Here is an 18,919-nt window from a genome sequence, read left to right as displayed (position 1 = left end):
GCGCCCGGAGGGGCGCCGTGCCGAGGCCCGGCAGGGGCGGTCAACCGCCGCGCAGATTGCCCAGGCGCGGGGTGCTGCGGCCCAGCGGCATCTTCAGCTTGCCGATCGCCAGGATGCGGCTCTCGGCGATTCGGTCGGCCGCACGTTGCGGCGCGATGTTCTCGCGCTGCGACAGTTCAAAGATGCGTGTCAGGTTGTGGTAGATGCTGCGGATCAGGCGCATCGCGCGCTCGCGGTTGTAGCCATCGATCTCCAGCGACACGTTCATCACGCCACCGGCATTGACCGCGTAATCGGGTGCGTACAGGATGCCGCGCGCGTGCAGTTCATCGCCGATTTCCAGGCTGGACAGCTGGTTGTTGGCGGTGCCACAGATGATCTTGGCCTTGATCCGCGGCAGGGTGTCGGCATTGATCGAGCCTTCCAGCGCGCACGGCGCGAAGACGTCGGCATTCACTTCGTGGATCTCGTCCGGCTTCACTGCTTCGGCGCCGAAATCGCTGACTGCGCGATCGACCAGAGCCGCGTCCAGGTCGGTGACATACAGCTTCGCGCCGCGGTCGCGCAGCAGCTTGACCAGTTCCATGCCGATGTGGCCCAGGCCCTGCACTGCGATGCTGGTCTTGCCCACTTCCTCGTGGCCGAACTTGAAACGCATCGACGCCATCAACGCCTGCAGCGCGCCGTAGGCGGTGAACGGTGCGGGATCTCCGGAGCCGCCATGCACCTGGTGGACGCCGGTCACGAACTGGCTTTCCAGGTAGATGTTCTCCATGTCGTTGACGTCGGTACCGACGTCTTCGGCGGTGATGTAGCGGCCACCCAGCGAATCGACATAGCGACCGAAGGCGCGGAACAGGACTTCGGTCTTGTCCGCTTTCGGATCGCCGATGATCACCGCCTTGCCGCCACCGACATTGAGGCCGGCCAGCGCATTCTTGTAGGTCATCGTCCGGCTCAGCCGCAGCACGTCGGCCAGCGCTTCGTCGGTGCTGGCATAGGGACGCATGCGCACGCCGCCCAGGGCCGGGCCCAGGGTGGTGTTGTGGATGGCGATGATCGCCTTCAGGCCGGCGTCATGGCTGTGGCAGAACACCACCTGTTCGTGGCCGGTGGTGGCGAGGGTTTCGAATAGCATGGCGTCTCCGATGGTGCGAACGGCGGCGAACTGCAGCGAACGACCAGTGAACGGTAGGGTCCCAAAACAAAAAAAGCGACGTCGTCGGTGCAGGGGGACGGGTCGCGCGGCGCCATTCTAGTCCATTCCCCGAGTGTCTGCCGTCGACGTCGACGGGCACTGCGGGTTAAAGAAGATGAAAGCGCGGCCGATGCTGCGTCGATGGCCAGTGGCCGGATCGTGTGAAGAGACAGAGACGGGCCATGGCGAGCGCAGTACGACATCGACAGGATCACGGCCGGTGACGCTGGCCTGGGCACGCAGGGTACGCGGCTGGCTTGCGTCGCTGACCGGCGCGGCGCCGTCGCGTCTGTCGGCGGGGCCGCGTCAGGCGGTGGCCGCTGCGGCTGCCCGCCTGCAGGGAGACCCAGTGCCCCCGGGAGAGATCGCCGCGCAGCTGCAGCGTGGCCTGCACGCGCTGGCGCTGTACCCGCGACTGGCGGGCGAGCCCGGCCCTGTCGATGCCGCCAGCGCCGGACTGGCGCAGGCGGTGGCGGACGCGCTGCAGGATCGCGACTGGGCGACGCGGCAGCTGCCGCGCCGGCCGCAGCTGCTGCCGCAGCTGATCCAGACCGTCAACGATGATGCCGCCTCGGCACGGGTGATGGCGGCGATCATCGGCCAGGATCCGGTACTCACGGGCAACCTGCTGCGTATCGCCAACAGTCCCGCGTACAAGGTGCACGAACGCCCGGTCGAGAGCCTGCAGCGGGCGGTGACCCTGGTCGGCACGGAAGGCGTGCGGCAGATCATCAGTGCGGTGCTGGTGCAGCCGGTGATGCAGGTTCAGTGCGAGCGGTTCCCGCAGTTCAGCACGATCACCTGGGAGCACGCCCTGCTGGCATCGCGTGCTGCTGCCGACCACGCACGCAGCGTGAACTCCGGCGATGCCTTCGCTGCGCAGTGGCTGGGCCTGGTGCAGGGACTCGGTGCGGCGCTGGTGATGCGCCAGCTGCTGCAGGAAGCCCAGGCGCGCGGCGAGGACGTGCAGCCGGCCCTGGCTCTGCAGCTGCTGCAGCAGTGGTCGTTGCCGCTGGCACAGCGGGTGGCCGCCGCCTGGGAGCTGCCCGACCCGGTACACCAGACCCTGGCGGCCGACGCCTCGGGCCCTCTGTCCGACAGCCTGCGGCTGGGCAGCGCAGCGGCGGCGGCGAGCCTGCTGTGCCGGCATGGCCACTCCACCCAGGGCCGCATGCTGGCCCTGCTGGAGCAGCTGCCGTCGGCTCCGCCCCATGCGCTTCGCTGGATCTGGCGGCGCCTGCATGGTCGCAGCGTGGAAACACTGGACGACGCCCCGCATGAAGGCGAGGCCAGGGCACACTGAGCGCTACAGCTGCGATTCCACCGGCAGCCAGCTGATGATCCGCGACAGCCAGCGCTGGCGCCGCGTAGCACCTGGCTCGTCCTCCACCCAGCGCGGCGGAGGCTCACGCTCCAGCCAGCGCAGCCGATCGCGGTTGTCCACTGCCAGCCACCAGCTGTGCCTGGCGTCGGCCAGGCGCAGGTACTCGTCGCGCAGCTGCGCGCCCAGCACGGGATCGTCGAACAGCACCCCCATTTCGGTGTTGAGATAGGCCGAGCGCGGGTCGAGGTTGAAGGAACCGACGAAGCCACGGTGGTCGTCCACCAGGAAGGCCTTGGTGTGCAGGCTGGCCCCGCTGCTGCCGAACAGGCCTGCATCGCCCGCCTGGCCCTGTGCCTTCAGCTCATACAGGTGCACGCCGGCGTTCAGCAGGGGCACGCGGTAGCCCATGTAGCCGCCGTGCACGGCCGCAACGTCGTTGGCGGCAAGGGAGTTGGTCACTATGCCCACGTGCACGCCGCGCGACGCCATTGCCGAGAGCCCGTCCAGGCCCTCGTTGCCCGGCACGAAGTAGGGCGAAATCAACAAGGCCTTGCTGCGCGCAGACTCCAGTTCACCGATCAGCCCGGTAACGAGCCAGCTGCCGCGGTCGTCGTTGCGGTGTTTCATCGGCGGATCCGAGACGATGCGCACGGTGCTGCTCCAGTGCAGCGGCTCGGGGCTGGGACGCTGCCGATGGCGTGATTCGGCCACGCGCGCAAGATAGGGCCGGGCAGCATCGCGCTGCGCTTCATGGTCGGACTCACGCACCAGAAGGCGAAGCTGCGCGTCGGTATGGAAGGCCAGCGCGGAGACCGGAATCGCCGCCGGGCTGTTCCAGTAGTCGTCGAATATCCGGTTCGCCTGTGCAACGGCAGGGCCGGCGACCAGCAGGTCCAGGTCCTGGAAGTTCACATCCGTGCGCGCGCTGAAATACTCCTCGCCGATGTTGCGGCCACCGACGATGGCAACACGGCCATCGGCGATCCAGCTCTTGTTGTGCATGCGGTGGTTCACGCTGAAGAAGCGCTGCACCATCTCCACCATGCGCAGGATGCCGCTGCGGTTGCGGAACGGATTGTAGAGCCGGATCTCGATGTTCGGATGCCGGTCCAGCGCCATCATCAGCGCGTCCTTGTCCTTGGCATTCATGTCGTCCAGCAGGATGCGCACGCGCACCCCGCGCTCGGCGGCGTCATGCAGCGCTCTGGCCATCAGGTGACCGATCAGGTCGTCGTGCCAGATGTAGTACTGCAGGTCCAGACTGCGCCCGGCCTGCGCGGTGATCATCGCGCGCGCCGCGAATGCATCCATGCCATCGCCGAGGAAGGCCACGCCGGATTGCCCGGGGTGCGCCTCCTGCAGCGGCACGACCTGCTGGTCGATGCGGGTCTGCGCCGGTTGCAGCGGCAGTACGTGCGACGGCTCACCGTGCGCCTGTGGCGTCAGGTGGTCGGCCAGCAGCAGTCCGGACAGGACCAGCAGCAGGAGGATGGCGAAGATGATCGCAACGACGCGCAACAGGCGTCGCCACACAGGCGCAGGCGGGCTCATGGCCCCATGCTAGTGGATCGGCGTGCCGCGCGGCGGCGCGCGTCAGAACCGTTCGTCGCTGCCCACGTAGCGCCACTGTCCCGGCGGCAGCGGGCCCAGTGCCACCCGGCCGATGCGCAGGCGGCGCAGGGCGGTGACCTGCAGGCCAGCGGCAGCCACCGCGGTCTTCAGGCCCTTGGCCGTCAGCCCCTTGCCGGCGAAGCGCAGCCGCTGCTCGCTCTGCCAGCTCACCTTGGCCCCGCCCGACTCCTGCTGCAGCCGGGCCAGCAGCCAGGGGCCCCGTTCCGGCCCGCCTTCTGCCACTTCGACCAGATACTCCTGTTCGGTGCGGCCGAGATTGCGCTGCAGGTGGGCCAGCGTGGCCGGGTCCTGGCTGACCACGACCAGGCCGCTGTCTGCCGCGGGCAGGGACGCAGCCAGCTGCAACCCGTGGAAATGGCGCTGCAGTGGCCGGATGCCGCTGGCGTCCAGAGCGCTGTGGCTGTTGCTGCTGACCAGCGCACACAGGGTTTCGGCGGCAGCACCAGCCGGCTTGTGCAGCAGCATGCCCACGCGCTCGGCCTTGCTGTCATTGGCCTGTTCATCGACCACGATCACCGCAGTGTCATCGACCGGGCGCTGTGGCTGTTCGACCACCTCGCCATCGACCGTGACCCAGCCACCTTCAATGTAGCGCCGCGCTTCGCCGCGCGGGATGCCGAGCAGGGCGGACAAGCGTTTGTCGAGGCGTATCGGTTCCATGGGCGGGCAGGTCGGGCGGGGGCCGCGCAGTGTAGCCCCTGCGCGCGGTCAGCGCTGGCTGCGGTTGGCCAGCTCGGTCAGGTACAGGCGGGTGTCGAATTCCAGCTGCAGGTAATCGGGCTCCATGTGCTGGCAGAGCTGGTAGAAGGCCTTGTTGTGGTCGGCTTCCTTCAGATGCGCCAGCTCGTGCACCACGATCATGCGCAGGAAGGCGGCCGGCGCCTGCCGGAACACCGTGGCGATGCGGATCTCACGGCTGGCCTTGAGGCGGCTGCCATGCACGCGGGAAATGGCGGTATGCGTGCCCAGTGCATGCTTGATCACTTCCAGCGTGTTGTCGTAGCAGACCTTGTTGAGCGGTACCGACTTGCGCAGGTAGCGGTCTTTCAGCTCCTGGGTGTAGTCGTAGAGCTGACGGTCGCTGCGCACCTCATGGGGCTCGGGATAGCGCTGCTGCAGCCACGGGCCGAGCCGGCCCTGCGCCAGCAGTTCGCTGACCTGGGCGACCAGGGGTTCGGGATAACCGGTGAGGTACTTCAGGACTGCCATGCAGGGGCGGCGGGGCGTCGGTAGAATGGGGGCATCCAAGATTACACGCGGTACGCACCGACCATGGCAAAGCCCAACGCGCTGCAGGAACAATTGCTCAAGGCCGGCCTGGCCAAGAAGTCGCAGGCCAGCGCCGCCGCACGCGAACAGGCCAAGGCGCGCCAGGGCAAGGCTGAATCGACGTCGGCCGAGGTGCAGCGTGAGGCTGAACGCGCCCGCGCCGAGAAGATCGAGCGCGATCGTGCCCTGGCCGCCGAGCGCAACGCACAGGCCAGGCTGGCCGAGCAGAAGGCGCAGGCAAAGCAGATCATCGCTGCCCATGCCGTGCCGCATAAGGGCGAGGATGAGTATCGCTTCAGCGATGGCAGCACGATCCGCACCCTGCTGATCGACCCCAAGCTGCGAAAGGCGCTGTCGGTGGGCGTGCTGGTCATCGTCGCCCAGGGCGAGGGTTACGCGTTGCTGCCCCGTGCTGCGGCGGAAAAGGTGCGCGAGCGCGCGCCGGAAGCCATCGTGGTCGACCACGGGCAGCCGGGCTCGACGGAGGAGATCTCCACCGGCAACGCCGAAGATGATGCCTACTACGCGCAGTTCCAGATTCCTGACGATCTGGTCTGGTAAGCCGCTGCCGCAGGCGTCCCCACGGGCAGACAGGTAGCTGAAGCACGGGCCGGGCGGGGCACTGCCCGGCCTTTTCCGTGGGTGTATCGTCCCCATATCAGGTCACACACCTGCGGAGGACGGACATGGCTACCGGTTGGGCGGGAGATGGCGCGGTCCAGGACCAGATCGACGCGACGGTAGACGATGCGATTGCCCGCGCGCGGCGCCAGCTGCGCCAGGGCCCGGGTCTGGAGCACTGCGAGGAATGCGACGCACCGATTCCGTTGGCGCGGCGCAACGCCGTGCCCGGCGTACGGCTGTGCGTGGCCTGCCAGCAGGCGCACGATGAGGAAGAGCAGGCGCACAGCAGCTACAACCGTCGCGGCAGCAAAGACAGCCAGCTGCGTTGATGTGGGCGGCTCAGCCGTCGCCCTGGATGCCGCCCGGTGCCTGTGCCGGATCGCGCCAGCGGCGTACGGTGCGCTGGAAGAACAGGTTGTTCGGCAGCTGCAGCACCGTGCCTTCGTGGCCTTCGCCGGTCTCCTGCAACGTGGTGTAGATCAGGTTCACATCGATCACCCGGCCCTTCAGTCCGGGCTTCTCGCCGTTCTCCAGCACCTCGATGTAGTCATGCAGGCGGAACGGGCGGGTAGTGAAGATCAGCAGCGTGCAGAAGATGTTGGAGAGCACGCTCCAGGCCGCGAAGAAGGCCACCGCACCGACGGCTGCAAAGCCCGTGAATGCCGTCCACAGCACTGCCGGTGAGGCCCCCAGCAGGCTCAGGATGTACAGCAGTGCACTGAAATAGACCACGAAACTGGTGATGCGGCGCGCGCCCATCACCATTTCCGGCGGCAGGGTGTAGTGGTCGGCGAATCGGCGGATCAGGCGGCGCGCCAGCAGCCGCAGCAGCCAGGCGGCCAGCAGGACGAGCGCGATCTGCAGGGCGATGCCCATGTTGTGCAGCCAGGGATGGGTCCAGGCCGGCAGGTGATCCTTCAGCGACAACATCATGGGGCGACAGCAGGTAGCGGTGGTGGTCGCCGATGTTACCCGGCACGTGCCGGCGATTCGACCATCGGCCTCCACGCCAGGCACACCAGCTCCTGGCGCTGCTGCTGCAGGCAGGCCCGGCCGCGCTCGGGGTGGAGCTGCAGCGACAGGCCAAGCACCTGCAGCGCGACGCAGGCAGCGACGGCCAGCAGGGCGGCACACGATGGGCTGGACATGGCGGGCTCCCGGAGGGTATTTCACGAAGGACCCTCCATGGATGCAGCGGCCGCCGAAAAGGTTGCATCGCGCCTGGCAGGAATCGGATCTAAACCTTCTGCGGGACTGGCGCATCCAAGGACTATGCTCGACACCACCATGCCCGCACCGCCTGCTGCCTCCGACGCCGTCGACGAACCTGCCCTGGTACGGGCGGCAGCCGGTGGCGATACAGCGGCCTACGAACTGCTGTATCGACGCCATGCGCCACGGGTGTTCGCCGTGCTGTGGAGGCTGTGTGGCGGCCAGCAGGCACGTGCGGAGGATGCACTGCAGGAGGCGTTCCTGCAGGCGTGGAAGGCACTGCCCGGGTTCCGCTTCGAAAGCAGCCTGTCGACCTGGCTGCATCGTCTCGGGGTCAATGCCGCGCTGATGGAACTGCGCGGCCGGGCGGGAGGACACGATCACGACAGCCTGGATGACGTGGACGGTGGTGTACCGGAGCTGGCCGTGCATGACCGCTGCGCCGGCACGGAGCGCGACCTGGAACGTGCGCTGGCGACGCTGCCCCCGCGGGCGCGGGCGGTGCTGGTGCTGCATGACATCGAAGGCTGGAAACACCAGGAAATCGCCGAGCAGCTGCAGATGGCTGTCGGCAGTTCCAAGGCACAGTTGCATCGTGCGCGTGGCTTGCTGCGTGCACGGCTGGGAGACATGACATGACGATGAACGACCCCGACTACGACCACGACCTGCTCGCGCGCCTGCGCGCCTTGCCCCGCGAGCGCAGCGTTCCGGAGGACGGCTGGGCGCGGCTGTCGGCCAGCCTGCCACCGCGCGGGTCCGCCCCCGGACCGCTCCCGGCAGCAGGCAAGGTGGTGGCGATGACGCCGCGTCCGCGACGGCGCTGGTGGCTGCCGGTGGGCGCGGCGCTGGCCGCCAGCCTGGCGGTCTACGCGGTGGCACCGTGGTGGCAGCCGCCGCAGGCCACGCCGGCGCCGTCCGGGCTGCAGCTGCAGGCCGCAGCGATGACCGAGCAGTACCAGCAGGCGGTGGCCTCCCTGCCGCAGGGCGGGGCAGCGGAGTGGCAACCGGCCCTGCACGAACTCGACCGCAGCGCGGAGCAGATCCGCGCGGCGATGGCGCAGGATCCACGTGCGCCGCACCTGCTTGGACAGCTCAAGCGCACCTATGCGCTGCGGCTGGAACTGACCCGGCAGGCGGCGCAGGCCGCCGCCGGACTGACAACCTGAGGAGACCCATGATGCGACCCCTTCTTTTCTGCTGCGCCGCGCTGCTGCTGGTACCGGCTGTGGCACTGGCCGACACGCGCGTCGACGAACGCCATGCACTCGCCACCGGTGGCCGGATTGAACTGAGCAACGTGGCCGGCAAGGTCACCGTGCGCGGCTGGGACCGCAACGAGGTCCAGCTCACCGGCAGCCTCAGCGACGGCCTGCAGCTGCGTCAGGAGAAGAGTGCCAACCGCGTGCGGTGGGAGGTGGAATATCCACGCCGCAGCAACAATGGCGGGGCCACCCTGGTGTTGAACGTGCCGCGCTCGGCGGAACTGCTGCTCAGCACCGTCAGTGCGAGCCAGGACATCAGTGGCATCGATGTGCGTCGGCTGCAGGCCGATACGGTCAGCGGCAGCCTGTCCGCGGCAGGCCGCAGCGGCGACACCAAGCTCAACACGGTCAGCGGCAGCGTCACTGCCCGCCTGCAGACGCCGCGGCTGGACGTGAACACCGTCAGCGGCCGCATTGACGCGGGGGGAGGCGTGTCCGGCGACATCGGTGCGCAGACCGTGTCCGGACGCGTGGATGTCGATGCGGGGCGCATCCAGCGCCTGGCGGTGGAGACGGTGTCAGGCAGCATCGAACTGGCCGCTGCCGGTCTGGCGCCAGGGGGGCGCATCAACGTCGAATCGGTGAGCGCATCGGTCAATCTGCGGTTGCCGCGGACCGTATCGGCGCAGCTGTCGGTGAACAGCTTCAGCGGCTCGATCAACAGTGATGCCGGCACGGTGGAGCGGCCGCGTTATGGGCCGGGCAGCAATCTCGACACGCGGCTGGGGGGCGGTGACGGCGATATCCGCATCCAGTCGCATTCGGGCAGCGTGCGGGTCCGACTGGACCGCTGAGCATCGACCGGCAGGCCGCGGCGGCAGCGCCGCCGCGGTCAGGGAGGGTCAGCTGGCTTTCTTCAGCGCCCAGGTCGTACCCAGCACTTCGATCTTGCCACCGGCCTTGCGGAACGCGGCCAGGTCAGACGCGATCGAGTCGCTGCTGACCACAGTACTGGCGGCTGCACCCTTGCGTTCGCTACGGATGCTGTTGTTAGCCTTCGCGGGGGTCTTTGCCTTGCGGGGCATGGTTGCTCCTGTCAGGTGGAAGGGGAGGAAAGCGCACAGGCATCGGCCTGGCGCAGGTAATCCTGCCGCTCGCGGCGGCAGTCATCGCCGCCCATCGAAAACTGGCGGCAGATCGCCGGGCGCTGCGAATAGATCGTGCAGCGCAGGTGATAGGGATCGATCGCCGCGCACCAGCCTTCCTCGTTGCGCGCCATCACGGCCCGGCCGTGGGCGTCGCGCGCGAGGAACTGGCCGGGCACGTGGTCGCCGGGCTGCAGCAGTACCGGCAGCCGGCAACAGACCGCGTCACAACGGCGGCAGTCGATGGGTGCAGGTGCGGCGTCAGGTTGTAAGGCCACAGGGGCCTGGCGGGTGCCCAAAGCGGGTCTCGATGGCGGCTCGGGTGATGCGCGGCCATGAACGAGCCAGGAAGGCACGGCCGCAAGACCCGCGTGGCGGGCCGCGCTGCACCCGGAACACACACCGGCAGGGCCGATGGAAGGTACAGCTGTGGATCAAGCCTACCGAGGGTAGCAAACCCTGCGTAACGTTTTGTTAATCCCGGCTGGCTGCGGCCAGCGCCAGGCCTTGTACCACCCCGAGTGAAGGCTCCCCGTAGACCATCCGGGCACCCGGAAACGCCTCCGCCACGGCCTGGCGCAGGTAGCCCGCACGGGACATGCCACCGGTCAGGAACACCGCGTCCGGGTCGCCGCCGATGTCGCTGCGCACCTGGGCGAGCAGCGTGCGGATCTGTTCCAGGTAGCCATTGGCCGCACTGGCCAAGCCCTCGGCACTGCTGTCGGCGTGCAGGTCGCGGCCGATGTAGTCCAGCGTGCTGCGGTGCGTGGCAGAACTGCTCAGGGCGATCTTGGCGCGCTCGACATCACGGTACAGGCGCGCGGTGTTGCCGGTGTCCTGCAGTGCCTGCAGGCGCGGGCCCCAGGGTGCGTCGACCGCATCGTAGTTGTGCTGGCGGAAGTCGCGCTGGCGGGTCATGTCCTGCACGGTGGCGGCTTCCACGTAGTGGTGGGCGGGCACGCGGGTGATGCCACGACCGAACAGCGGCATGTAGCTGGACAGGCTCAGGGCCAGGTCGATGTCGGTGCCGCCACGGGCGATGCCCCAGGCACGGTGGATATGCGGGGGTACTGTTCCCCCCACTTCGGCATGGGCGATGTCGGTCGTGCCACCGCCGATGTCGACGATCACGGCCTGGTGCCGTGTCGCGCTTCCGGCGTGATAGTGCATCGCCGCTGCGGCAGGTTCTTCCAGGAAATCGATGCGGTCGAAGCCGGCCTGCGCCGCCGCCTCGCGCAGGATGTCCAGCGCCTGCGCGTTGCCGGCCTCGCCGATCGAGCTGCGGAACTGCACGGGGCGGCCGAGCAGGGCGGTGCGCAGCGGCTGGCCGAGCTGCGCGCTGGCGGTCAGGCGGATGTGCTCAAGGATATGCGCGGCAATGCCGGTGATGGTCTGCTTCGCGCGCGGGTGCAGGTTGTAGCCGAGCATCGACTTGGGGCTCTGCACGAGGTTGCCTTCATGCTCCTCGAAATAGGCTTCCAGCGCGTCATCGCCGTAGATCGCGTTCTGCAGCAGGTCACTGGCGCTGCGCGCTTCGCGGGCACGGGCTTCCATCCATTCGCGGCGCAGTGCGCGCAATGCTTCGCGGCGCAGTGCCTGCGGCGGGCGCTCCTGGCCGGCAGCGCGGGCGGCACGCGCTGCGCTGTCGATCATCTGCTCCAGCGCATGCTGTTGGCTGGCATCGGGCTGGAAGTCGTCCGGATCGGGTACCACGCCCGGAAAGTAGACGCTGGTGCGGAACTGTTCGGCATCGCCGAAGCGGATCGGCAACAGGCGGCCCTCGTGCACGATGGCGGCGGCAGAATTGCTGGTACCGAAGTCGATGCCGAGGCGCATGCGGAATTCCAGGGACGGACAAGGGCCGCGCACTCTGCTGCAGTTTGCGGTCCGCTGCAAGCGCCTGCCGGCCATCTCGGGCGGGCAGGGGGAGCGGCCGCGGGAGAACGGGTGAAAAGAGCGGGCGGTTACAATGGCGGCCGTTGATTCATTTTGAGGTACTTGCAATGTCGTCCGTTCCCGCCTGTCCGCAGTGCACCCTGGAAAACACCTATGCCGATGGCGCGCTGTGGATCTGCGCCGATTGCGGCTTCGAATGGACCGCCGAGGAGGGCGCGGGGCAGGCGCTGGTCGTGCGTGACAGCAACGGCAACACCCTGCAGGCCGGCGACACCGTGACCGTGATCAAGGACCTGAAGGTCAAGGGCTCCTCGATTCCGCTCAAGCAGGGCACGGTGATCCGCAACATCCGGCTGGTCGAGGACGATGCGGAGCACATCGAAGGCAACTCGGACAAGATCAAGGGGCTGGTGCTGAAAACCTGCTTCCTCAAGAAGGCCTGACGGGCCCTCAGCGCCTGGCCTGCTGCTGCGCCCGCCAGCGGGCCAGGCTGTCCAGCTTGGCCTGGTAGCGGGCCTGCTGCGGCGCCCCGCCGAGTTCCTGGGCCCGTGTCAGTTCCTTGTCGGCGCGGGCCAGCTGGCCGGCGAGGAAGTACACCCTCGCCAGGCCGAAATGGAACTGGTGTGCGGCATCGTACAGGCGCACCGCCCGGCGGTAGCAGCGGATGGCCTCCGCCAGGTCGCCCGCGCGTTCGGCGCGGGCCCCGAGCATGTACTGGGCAAACGGATCCTCGCGCTGTACGGCGCGCAGGCGGCGCTCCAGCTGCTGCGCTGCTGCCACCAGGCCCAACCGCCGGTAGAGCGCACTGGCGTTGTTCAGTGCCGCATCCTGACGGCCGTCCAGGCGCAGTGCCATTTCCAGCGCACGACGTGCGCCGGCGGTGTCTCCCTTCCGGTTGTCCAGCACGCCCAGGTTGTTCCAGGCCGGTGCGAATCGCGCGTCCTGCGCCACCGCTGCATCGAAGAACACCCGGGCACCGTCCAGATCGTCGCTGGCCATGCGTTCGGCGCCACGATTGTTGTAGAAGTGCGCCAAAGCACGGGCACGGTCGATCGGCTGCGGGCCGTGGCGGTCGTACAGCACGTTGCGGTCCAGATCGACCGTGCCGAAGCGGCCGCCGACGTCGACCCCGGCATTGACGTGGCCGACGCTGTAGACCACGCCCTGGTCCTGCTCCTGATACCAGGACACCACGCTGCCGACTTCCTGCACCCGGGCCTGGATGCCGGCCTCGCGTGCCAGCGACACGAACAGCAGCGTGAATGCCAGGCAGTTGGCGCGGCGGTACTGCCAGACTTCGCCGACGGTATAGGTCGCGTCGGCGTCGTACTGCAGATCCAGTCCCTGCCGATCGAAGATCATCTCCACCAGGGCCTGCAGGCGCTGGTCGCGCGAGTGGCTGCGCGCGATCACCTGTCGGGTCAGCATCGCGCGCAGCGCCGGCGGAATCGCCAGCACTTCGTCTGCGGTCGGCACGCTCGCTGGGGCGGGGCGGTACTGAGCGGCCGGTGCGGCGGCAGGACCGTCCAGGGCAACGGCGGCCGGCGCCGCCAGCGCGAGCAGGGCGAGCAGCAGGAATCGGGTGGCAGGACGTTGCATGGCAATTCCCGGCAGCGGCGGGCGCATCCGCCTGCCGCCGAGTGTAGTCCTGCCCGTGCGCCGGTGCATCGACCGCCGGTCGGCGGCGCGGTCATCCACAGGCGATGTGGACCAGCGCTCGGCAAAGCTGTGGACAACTGTGCTCCGCCCTTGCCGGACGGCGGCTGTGAGTGCGTGGTGAATTATTGTCCAGCTTGCTGGCCGGGGCGTCTGGCAGGATCATGCCGGCATGGACTTCGCCCCGATCCCGCTCGATCCGGCGCAGTGGCAGGCGTTGCAGGACCGATATGCCACGCCGCCACGCGCGTACCATCACTTCGGCCACGTGCGCGCGGTGCTGCAGCACTGCCAGGACGTCGCCGATGGACCGGGTTGGCGGCAGCCCGCCGAGGTCTTTCTGGCCGCGCTTTACCACGATGCGGTCTACGAGGCGGGACGCAAGGACAACGAGGCACGCTCGGCGGCACTGGCCGTGCAGGCCATCGCGCAGGAGCCTGCGCTGGCGGGCATCGACGCCGCCCGCGTCGAGCAGCTGATCCTGCTGACTGCCCGTCATGGCGAACTCGGTCCTGCGGATGTCGACGCCGAAGCGGCGCTGTTCCTGGATTGCGACATGGCGATCCTGGGCGCGCCTGCACCGGTGTTCGATGCCTACGATCGTGGTGTGGCCGAGGAGTACCAGGGGGTGGTCCCGGGTTTCCTGTACCGCGCCGGCCGCCGCCGCTTCCTGCAGGGATTGCTGCGCGCACCGCGGATCTTCCTCAGCGACTTCTTCCACCAGCGCCTGGATGCCGCGGCACGCGCGAATCTGCGCCGCCGGCTGGACACCTGAGCGGGGCAGTTACACTGGCGGCCTGCATCTGCAAGGTAGCGCCGCCCACCGTGTCCGTTCCCGATCCTGATCCCCGGCCGACCGCACCGGAAGAACCTGGTCCCAACGAGTGCTGCGGCAGCGGCTGCCCGCTGTGCGTACTCGATCTGTATGCCGAAGAGCTGCAGCGTTACCGCAAGGCGTTGGCCGAATGGAAGGCGCGCCACCCGGAGGCCACGCCATGACCGGAGCGCGTCCGGCTGCGCTGCTGGCCCTGGTGGCGCTCCTGTTGTTCGTGGCGACGGCCCTGTGGACGCAGTTCGCGCGCGCTGATCTGGATTGGATGCGCGCGACCCTGAGCCTGTACCTGCACGGTCCCTGGGGTCTGGCGCTGCGCGCCGCCTACTGCCTGCTGGCGGTGGCGATCGCCGCGCTCGGCATCGCGCTCTATCGTCACAGCGTGGGGCCCCGCCGCAGCGCGGCCGCGCCGCTGCTGTTCACCGTGTCCGCCCTGGGCCTGGCGACGGTCGCCATCGGCGACAGCTGGCTGCCGCAGGCGACGCCGCTGCTGGCGCCGCTGGTGCATGGCGTGGCTGCCAACACGGCCTTCCTGTGTGCCAGCGTCGGCATGCTGCTGCAGGCGTGGTACCTGCGTCGCGAGCCGGGCTGGCAGCGCAGTGCTGCCCTGCTGTGGGGCTGGGCCTGGCTGGCCTTCGCGTTGCTGTGGCTGCATGTGCTCTGGCGTGACGGGCCGCCGCGCGGGCTGGGGCAGAAGCTGGTGATCGCCGTGATCGTCGGCTGGCTGCTCTGGCTGGCCGTCACCCTGTACCGGCGCGGTCTGGCGCGCACGCGCGCCTGAACCCTGGCCGCGGGCCCGGCGAACGGCCGTGACCGGTACGTGTCGTGCACGCGGTGGCGGCGTATCGTGTGCGCATTCCACTGGGGTTGCGACATGACGCGTGCAGGGTTGGGCAGGGCGATGGGACTGGTGATGGCACTGGCGGCGTTGCCGGCGGTGGCCGCGGCATCCGTGCAGCAGGTCAGCCATGGCCGATTCGAGCAGGTGCCGGTGCATCTGCCGGCGGGAGTGCCGCAGCGGGTGGTGATCTGGTTCCACGAAGGTCCCTATGGCGCTGCCAGCCTGGCGCCGATCGAAGCACTGCGTGCCGACGGTGCGCTGGTGGCGGCGGTGGATGTGGCGCACCTGCGGGGCGTGCTTGAACGCGAAGGCGACAGCACCTGTTCGTTCGGTGCTGGCGACGTCGAGAATTTCTCGCGCTGGGTGCAGGCGTTCCTGCACCTGCCGGGATATCACCTGCCGCTGGTCGGCGGCGATGGTGAGGGTGCCGAGCTGGCCTACAGCCTGGCCGCACAGGCCGACACCCAGGTGTTCGCCGGCCTGCTGACCTCCGGCTTCTGTCCCGACCATGCCCACGAACGCATGGTCTGCGGAGACGGCGTCAAGGAGGGGCGGCTGCAACCGGCCGAACTGAACTTTCCCTGGTTGAATGCCATCGGCGATGTGGGCTGCAGGGGCCAGGGCGCGGGTCCGTTCGTGCAGCAGGTCGCGATGGCGCGCGGATTCAAGCGCAGCGCCCGCGGCGATGCCACGCCGGGACTGGTGGCTGCCGCGCGGGTGATCGGTGCGCAGGCCGGCATCAGTCTGGCACCGCCGCCGGCGGCGTTGAAGGGCCTGCCCGTGGTGGAAGTCCCCGCGCACGGTGACGGCGATACGCTGGCGATCTTCGTCTCCGGTGATGGCGGCTGGGCGGGACTGGACAAGGACGTGGCCTCGTCGCTGGCCGAACACGGCGTGGCCGTGGTGGGCATCGATTCGCTGCGTTATTTCTGGAGCGAACGCACGCCGGAGGGGTTTGCCGCTGACCTGCAGAAGATCATCGACCACTACCGCCAGCAATGGCGGCGCGACAAGGTGATGCTGATCGGCTTCTCGCAGGGCGCCGACGTGCTGCCGGCCACCATCAACCGGCTCGATGCCGGCAGCCGCGAAGCACTCGAGCGCATCGTGCTGCTCTCCGTGGGGCGGAAGGCTGATTTCGAGTTCCATGTCAGCAACTGGCTGGGCGGTGGCGGCGATGGCCTGCCGATCGCGCCGGAAGTGGCCAGGCTGCCGGCGGCCAAGACCCTGTGCGTCTATGGCGACAAGGATGAGGACGCGCTGTGTCCGGACCTGCCTGCGAACGAGGGCGTGCGCAGGATCCGGTTGCCTGGCGACCACCATTTCGGTGGCGACTACGATCGTCTGGCCGAGGTCATCCTCAAGGGCGGCGCGTAATCAGCACACGCCTGCAGGAGCAGCGCCGGGCCATGCCCGGCGGTCGGGTGGCTCAGCCGCGGCGTGGATCCAGCGAAATCAGGCGGGTGGCGTCCAGCAGGGCTGCCGGCAGGTGCATGCCACCGGGCGCCGCCAGGTAGCGCGGGCGCCACTGCGGATCGAACTTCGACTTGAAGCGGCGCAGGCCACTGAAGCCATAGAAGCGCTCACCATGCCGTGCCAGCAGGCCGGCAAGACGATTCCAGCGGCCCGCCAGGCGATGCTGGGCCAGCCCAGACAGGGGCGCCATGCCCAGCGAGAAACGCGCATGGCCCTGCGCCCGGCCCCACAGGAACAGTTCGATGAACAGGAAATCCATCGTGCCTTTCGGCGCGTCGCTGACGTGCCGCATCAGGTCCACCGACAGCTCGGCACCGGCTGGCGCCTGCCACAGGTTGGCGAAGGCGACGATCCGACCTTCGGCCTCGACCAGCGCGACCGGGAAACGCACCAGGTAATCGGGATCGAAGCTGCCCAGCGAGAATCCTTTCTCGTCACCGGACTTGTCTTCCAGCCAGGCATTGGAGATCGCATGCAGGCGCGGCAGCAGGCTGGGGACCTCTTCCACCGGCGCCACCCGGAACGACAGGCCACTGCGCTTGCCGCGGTTCCATGCCTGGCGCAGGTCGGCGCGTTCGCGGCCTTCCAGACCGAAGTCGTGCAGCGGCACGATCGCCTCCTCGCCCAGCTTGACCAGGCCCAGGCCGAGATCCAGATAGGTCTGCCAGTAGGCTTCGCCCACCTGGTAGAACACCGGGCGCAGGCCGAGGCGGTCGGCTTCCTCACGGAAACGCCAGATCAACGCACGTGCGACCTCCGGCGGGCCGACCGGATCACCCATCGCGATCAACGAGCCGCCGTAGCGCTGCATCATCACGAAGCCCTGCCGGGCATCGTCGCGCAGCACTGCCTTGTCGGCGGTCAGCACCAGGCAGGCCTGGGTGTCGGTGGCGCTGGCCAGCACCGGTGCCAACGCCTGCAGCGTGGCTTCGTCAGCGGCCGGCAGCGGGCTGCGCGTGCTGTGCAGCAGGCGAGCGAGGCCGAACATCACCAGGGCGATGGCTACCACCAGCAGCGCACGCAGCGCACGCGGTGCGTTGCCGGACAGTGCGAACTGCCACCAGAGTTCGTTCTGGTACTCGACATGGCTGTACGTGAAGAACAGCAGCCAGGTGACCGCGACCAGGACCAGCCCCAGGTTGCGCAACCATGGCCACGACCACGCCTCATCCAGCAGCGCACCCTGGCGGTAGAACTCACGGCGTGCGGCCCACAGTGCCATCGCGACCAGTACGGCCGATACCGCGATCAACGGTTGACCGCCGCGCAGCCACAGCGGCAGCGGCGTGATCACGCAGACCGCCATCGCCAGCATCCACGCGGCGTGGCTGCGCCGGGCCAGGCCCTGGCCGATCAGCAGCAGGGCGACACCGCCAAGACTGCCGATCAGGTGCGATGTTTCCAGGATCGGCAGCGATGCATTGAGCAGATGGCGACGCGGGGTCGGCAAGGTGCCATCGATGACCAGGGCGGCGCCGATGCTGAAAGCCGCCAGCGCGATGATCTGCGGCAGCCAGGGGCGCAGCGCGTTCCAGCCGGCGCGGGTGGCGCCGGCGCTGGCCCGCAGCGGTCGCCGCAGTGCAGGCGCAAGCGCGAGCACGGTGGCCAGCAGCAGCGGCAGGACGTAGTAGGTGACGCGGTAGATCAGCGCGGCCGCCAGCACCGCCGCCGGTGCCACCTGCGGCAGCAGCTTGAGCAGGCTCCACTCGAACACGCCCAGGCCGGCCGGAACGGTCGAGACCAGGCCTGCCAGCACCGCCACCAGGTACAGGCCGACGAAGCCGGGAAGCCCGGTGGGCGTGGAGTCCGGAAGCAGCACGTAGAACGCTGCGCTGGCCAGCACCAGTTCGATCACGCTGAGCGCGGTGACGCCGAGCGTGGTCAGCCGGTCGGGCAGCCACAGGGCGTGGCCGAACACACGGAACTGGCGTCCGCTGCGGCCGACCAGCAGCACCGTGGCCAGATAGGCGAGCAGGGCGGCAATGCCGACCGCGCGCACGGCGCCGGAATCCAACGGCAGCGCCAGCGCCGCCGCTGAGGGTTCCAGGCATAACGCCAGGCCGATCAACAGCCATGCACCGAACATGAAACCGAGCGTGCTCATCAGCACGACCTGGCCGATCTGGGCCAGATCCAGCCCGGCACCGCGATAGCCCCGCAGGCGCACCGCGCCGCCGGTCAAGGCCGCAAAGCCGACGGTCTGGCCCAGGGTGTGGGCGAGAAACGCGGTGATGCCGATGCGCGCGGGATGCACGCGGATGCCGCTGCGTCGCATGCCGATGGCATCGAAGCCGATCAGGCAGGCATAACTGGCCAGGCCCAGCGTCACGGTCAGTGCGATCTGCGTTGCGCTGAGTGCATGGAACGCCTGGCGGATGGCGCGGTAGCCATGTTCGTCGAACTCGCCGGCCAGGCCATGCAGGGCCAGGGCCAGGATCAGCAGGGGAACGAAGATGGTAAGCAGCCGCTTCCAGACCGGGATGGACGGAGCGGTTGCGGGATCGGAAGGGACGGTCATCGGCGCAAGGGTGCGGCAGGGAGGGCGAGGGCGGTGTCAACGCGGGCGTGGCGCATCGTGCGCCTCTCGAAGGCATTTGAACAGCGGTGGT

22 protein-coding genes are annotated in these 18,919 nt (G+C 68.7%); 11 read left to right on the top strand and 11 right to left on the bottom strand.

Annotated elements, in window-relative coordinates:
- Positions 1-40: 40 nt before the first annotated feature.
- Positions 41-1,138, bottom strand: coding sequence for a Glu/Leu/Phe/Val dehydrogenase dimerization domain-containing protein (locus tag AC5P5M_RS02645; protein WP_495205535.1), 1,098 nt, complete (start codon positions 1,136-1,138; stop codon positions 41-43).
- A 280-nt stretch (positions 1,139-1,418) separates the two neighbouring features.
- Here AC5P5M_RS02645 and AC5P5M_RS02640 point away from each other — a divergent pair, with 280 nt between their 5' ends.
- Entirely contained in the window at positions 1,419-2,501 is a 1,083-nt protein-coding gene (locus AC5P5M_RS02640; protein ID WP_065174851.1) for an HDOD domain-containing protein, read from the top strand.
- 3 nt (positions 2,502-2,504) lie between these two features.
- On the opposite strand, the gene AC5P5M_RS02635 is transcribed toward AC5P5M_RS02640, so the two are convergent.
- From AC5P5M_RS02635 to AC5P5M_RS02625, 3 genes are read right to left on the bottom strand one after another with little or no spacing between them, the layout of a single operon-like run.
- On the bottom strand, positions 2,505-4,073 hold the full coding sequence (locus AC5P5M_RS02635) for a phospholipase D family protein (RefSeq protein WP_164151983.1): 1,569 nt from the start codon (positions 4,071-4,073) through the stop codon (positions 2,505-2,507).
- Between the two features lie 42 nt (positions 4,074-4,115).
- On the bottom strand, positions 4,116-4,814 hold the full coding sequence (locus AC5P5M_RS02630) for an RNA pseudouridine synthase (protein ID WP_065181817.1): 699 nt from the start codon (positions 4,812-4,814) through the stop codon (positions 4,116-4,118).
- Between the two features lie 48 nt (positions 4,815-4,862).
- Complete coding sequence (locus AC5P5M_RS02625) at positions 4,863-5,363, bottom strand: M48 metallopeptidase family protein (RefSeq protein ID WP_053519555.1); 501 nt, start codon at positions 5,361-5,363, stop codon at positions 4,863-4,865.
- Positions 5,364-5,426: 63 nt separating this feature from the next.
- Here AC5P5M_RS02625 and AC5P5M_RS02620 point away from each other — a divergent pair, with 63 nt between their 5' ends.
- Both AC5P5M_RS02620 and AC5P5M_RS02615 read left to right on the top strand, forming a co-directional pair.
- Positions 5,427-5,984: a DUF2058 domain-containing protein gene (locus AC5P5M_RS02620; protein WP_053519556.1), complete on the top strand. Its 558-nt coding sequence runs from the start codon at positions 5,427-5,429 to the stop codon at positions 5,982-5,984.
- A 125-nt stretch (positions 5,985-6,109) separates the two neighbouring features.
- Complete coding sequence (locus AC5P5M_RS02615; protein ID WP_053519557.1) at positions 6,110-6,376, top strand: DksA/TraR family C4-type zinc finger protein; 267 nt, start codon at positions 6,110-6,112, stop codon at positions 6,374-6,376.
- A gap of 10 nt (positions 6,377-6,386) precedes the next feature.
- On the opposite strand, the gene AC5P5M_RS02610 is transcribed toward AC5P5M_RS02615, so the two are convergent.
- The gene (locus AC5P5M_RS02610; protein ID WP_080375333.1) at positions 6,387-6,980 is read right to left on the bottom strand and encodes a mechanosensitive ion channel family protein; all 594 of its coding nucleotides are present in this window, start codon (positions 6,978-6,980) and stop codon (positions 6,387-6,389) included.
- A gap of 35 nt (positions 6,981-7,015) precedes the next feature.
- The gene (locus AC5P5M_RS02605) at positions 7,016-7,195 is read right to left on the bottom strand and encodes a hypothetical protein (protein ID WP_053519558.1); all 180 of its coding nucleotides are present in this window, start codon (positions 7,193-7,195) and stop codon (positions 7,016-7,018) included.
- 124 nt (positions 7,196-7,319) lie between these two features.
- On the opposite strand from AC5P5M_RS02605, the gene AC5P5M_RS02600 reads away from it, so the two are divergent.
- Genes AC5P5M_RS02600 through AC5P5M_RS02590 form a run of 3 tightly spaced genes read left to right on the top strand, consistent with a single transcriptional unit; the run spans position 7,320 to position 9,318 of the window.
- Entirely contained in the window at positions 7,320-7,898 is a 579-nt protein-coding gene (locus AC5P5M_RS02600) for an RNA polymerase sigma factor (RefSeq protein WP_065174854.1), read from the top strand.
- Positions 7,895-8,428, top strand: coding sequence for a hypothetical protein (locus AC5P5M_RS02595; protein WP_053519560.1), 534 nt, complete (start codon positions 7,895-7,897; stop codon positions 8,426-8,428). Before AC5P5M_RS02600 ends, AC5P5M_RS02595 begins: the two co-directional genes overlap by 4 nt.
- Before the next feature lie 8 nt (positions 8,429-8,436).
- A complete protein-coding gene (locus AC5P5M_RS02590) occupies positions 8,437-9,318 on the top strand; it encodes a DUF4097 family beta strand repeat-containing protein (RefSeq protein ID WP_053519561.1) in 882 nt (293 codons plus the stop codon).
- 48 nt (positions 9,319-9,366) lie between these two features.
- Here AC5P5M_RS02590 and AC5P5M_RS02585 read toward each other — a convergent pair whose 3' ends face one another.
- The 3 genes from AC5P5M_RS02585 to AC5P5M_RS02575 form a co-directional block, all read right to left on the bottom strand.
- A complete protein-coding gene (locus tag AC5P5M_RS02585) occupies positions 9,367-9,549 on the bottom strand; it encodes a hypothetical protein (protein ID WP_053519936.1) in 183 nt (60 codons plus the stop codon).
- An 11-nt stretch (positions 9,550-9,560) separates the two neighbouring features.
- Entirely contained in the window at positions 9,561-9,854 is a 294-nt protein-coding gene (locus AC5P5M_RS02580) for a YkgJ family cysteine cluster protein (protein ID WP_080375345.1), read from the bottom strand.
- Between the two features lie 229 nt (positions 9,855-10,083).
- Positions 10,084-11,445 carry an Hsp70 family protein gene (locus AC5P5M_RS02575; protein WP_414487854.1) on the bottom strand — a complete coding sequence of 454 codons (1,362 nt, stop codon included), beginning with the start codon at positions 11,443-11,445 and terminating at the stop codon, positions 10,084-10,086.
- Positions 11,446-11,612: 167 nt separating this feature from the next.
- Between AC5P5M_RS02575 and AC5P5M_RS02570 the strand changes: the two genes are divergently transcribed.
- Complete coding sequence (locus AC5P5M_RS02570) at positions 11,613-11,948, top strand: zinc ribbon domain-containing protein YjdM (RefSeq protein WP_053519938.1); 336 nt, start codon at positions 11,613-11,615, stop codon at positions 11,946-11,948.
- A gap of 7 nt (positions 11,949-11,955) precedes the next feature.
- Here AC5P5M_RS02570 and AC5P5M_RS02565 read toward each other — a convergent pair whose 3' ends face one another.
- Entirely contained in the window at positions 11,956-13,104 is a 1,149-nt protein-coding gene (locus AC5P5M_RS02565) for a tetratricopeptide repeat protein (RefSeq protein WP_065181978.1), read from the bottom strand.
- 229 nt (positions 13,105-13,333) lie between these two features.
- Between AC5P5M_RS02565 and AC5P5M_RS02560 the strand changes: the two genes are divergently transcribed.
- The 4 genes from AC5P5M_RS02560 (at position 13,334) to AC5P5M_RS02545 (ending at position 16,211) form a co-directional block, all read left to right on the top strand.
- The gene (locus tag AC5P5M_RS02560) at positions 13,334-13,936 is read left to right on the top strand and encodes an HD domain-containing protein (protein WP_053519939.1); all 603 of its coding nucleotides are present in this window, start codon (positions 13,334-13,336) and stop codon (positions 13,934-13,936) included.
- Positions 13,937-13,986: 50 nt separating this feature from the next.
- Positions 13,987-14,160: an oxidoreductase-like domain-containing protein gene (locus AC5P5M_RS02555; RefSeq protein WP_065174857.1), complete on the top strand. Its 174-nt coding sequence runs from the start codon at positions 13,987-13,989 to the stop codon at positions 14,158-14,160.
- Positions 14,157-14,774 (top strand): DUF998 domain-containing protein, encoded by a 618-nt coding sequence (locus AC5P5M_RS02550; RefSeq protein ID WP_053519940.1) that lies wholly within the window; start codon positions 14,157-14,159, stop codon positions 14,772-14,774. The genes AC5P5M_RS02555 and AC5P5M_RS02550 overlap by 4 nt, the downstream gene beginning before the upstream one ends.
- Positions 14,775-14,867: 93 nt before the next feature.
- Entirely contained in the window at positions 14,868-16,211 is a 1,344-nt protein-coding gene (locus tag AC5P5M_RS02545; protein ID WP_258012825.1) for a virulence factor family protein, read from the top strand.
- Between the two features lie 52 nt (positions 16,212-16,263).
- Here the strand turns inward: AC5P5M_RS02545 and mprF are convergent, their stop codons facing one another.
- Positions 16,264-18,828 carry a bifunctional lysylphosphatidylglycerol flippase/synthetase MprF gene (mprF, locus tag AC5P5M_RS02540; RefSeq protein ID WP_495205534.1) on the bottom strand — a complete coding sequence of 855 codons (2,565 nt, stop codon included), beginning with the start codon at positions 18,826-18,828 and terminating at the stop codon, positions 16,264-16,266.
- Positions 18,829-18,919: the final 91 nt, after the last annotated feature.

The organism is Stenotrophomonas sp. YJH_SMC_106-19 (assembly GCF_059368375.1).
This window is presented reverse-complemented; position numbering and strand designations above follow the sequence as displayed.

Excerpts from the sequence above, each read along its gene's own strand:
- AC5P5M_RS02645 (WP_495205535.1), bottom strand. The coding sequence starts at position 1,138 with ATGCTATTCGAAACCCTCGCCACCACCGGCCACGAACAGGTGGTGTTC.
- AC5P5M_RS02635 (WP_164151983.1), bottom strand. The coding sequence starts at position 4,073 with ATGAGCCCGCCTGCGCCTGTGTGGCGACGCCTGTTGCGCGTCGTTGCG.
- AC5P5M_RS02630 (WP_065181817.1), bottom strand. The coding sequence starts at position 4,814 with ATGGAACCGATACGCCTCGACAAACGCTTGTCCGCCCTGCTCGGCATC.
- AC5P5M_RS02625 (WP_053519555.1), bottom strand. The coding sequence starts at position 5,363 with ATGGCAGTCCTGAAGTACCTCACCGGTTATCCCGAACCCCTGGTCGCC.
- AC5P5M_RS02620 (WP_053519556.1), top strand. The coding sequence starts at position 5,427 with ATGGCAAAGCCCAACGCGCTGCAGGAACAATTGCTCAAGGCCGGCCTG.
- AC5P5M_RS02615 (WP_053519557.1), top strand. The coding sequence starts at position 6,110 with ATGGCTACCGGTTGGGCGGGAGATGGCGCGGTCCAGGACCAGATCGAC.
- AC5P5M_RS02610 (WP_080375333.1), bottom strand. The coding sequence starts at position 6,980 with ATGATGTTGTCGCTGAAGGATCACCTGCCGGCCTGGACCCATCCCTGG.
- AC5P5M_RS02605 (WP_053519558.1), bottom strand. The coding sequence starts at position 7,195 with ATGTCCAGCCCATCGTGTGCCGCCCTGCTGGCCGTCGCTGCCTGCGTC.
- AC5P5M_RS02600 (WP_065174854.1), top strand. The coding sequence starts at position 7,320 with ATGCTCGACACCACCATGCCCGCACCGCCTGCTGCCTCCGACGCCGTC.
- AC5P5M_RS02595 (WP_053519560.1), top strand. The coding sequence starts at position 7,895 with ATGACGATGAACGACCCCGACTACGACCACGACCTGCTCGCGCGCCTG.
- AC5P5M_RS02590 (WP_053519561.1), top strand. The coding sequence starts at position 8,437 with ATGATGCGACCCCTTCTTTTCTGCTGCGCCGCGCTGCTGCTGGTACCG.
- AC5P5M_RS02585 (WP_053519936.1), bottom strand. The coding sequence starts at position 9,549 with ATGCCCCGCAAGGCAAAGACCCCCGCGAAGGCTAACAACAGCATCCGT.
- AC5P5M_RS02575 (WP_414487854.1), bottom strand. The coding sequence starts at position 11,445 with ATGCGCCTCGGCATCGACTTCGGTACCAGCAATTCTGCCGCCGCCATC.
- AC5P5M_RS02570 (WP_053519938.1), top strand. The coding sequence starts at position 11,613 with ATGTCGTCCGTTCCCGCCTGTCCGCAGTGCACCCTGGAAAACACCTAT.
- AC5P5M_RS02565 (WP_065181978.1), bottom strand. The coding sequence starts at position 13,104 with ATGCAACGTCCTGCCACCCGATTCCTGCTGCTCGCCCTGCTCGCGCTG.
- AC5P5M_RS02560 (WP_053519939.1), top strand. The coding sequence starts at position 13,334 with ATGGACTTCGCCCCGATCCCGCTCGATCCGGCGCAGTGGCAGGCGTTG.
- AC5P5M_RS02550 (WP_053519940.1), top strand. The coding sequence starts at position 14,157 with ATGACCGGAGCGCGTCCGGCTGCGCTGCTGGCCCTGGTGGCGCTCCTG.
- AC5P5M_RS02545 (WP_258012825.1), top strand. The coding sequence starts at position 14,868 with ATGACGCGTGCAGGGTTGGGCAGGGCGATGGGACTGGTGATGGCACTG.
- mprF (WP_495205534.1), bottom strand. The coding sequence starts at position 18,828 with ATGACCGTCCCTTCCGATCCCGCAACCGCTCCGTCCATCCCGGTCTGG.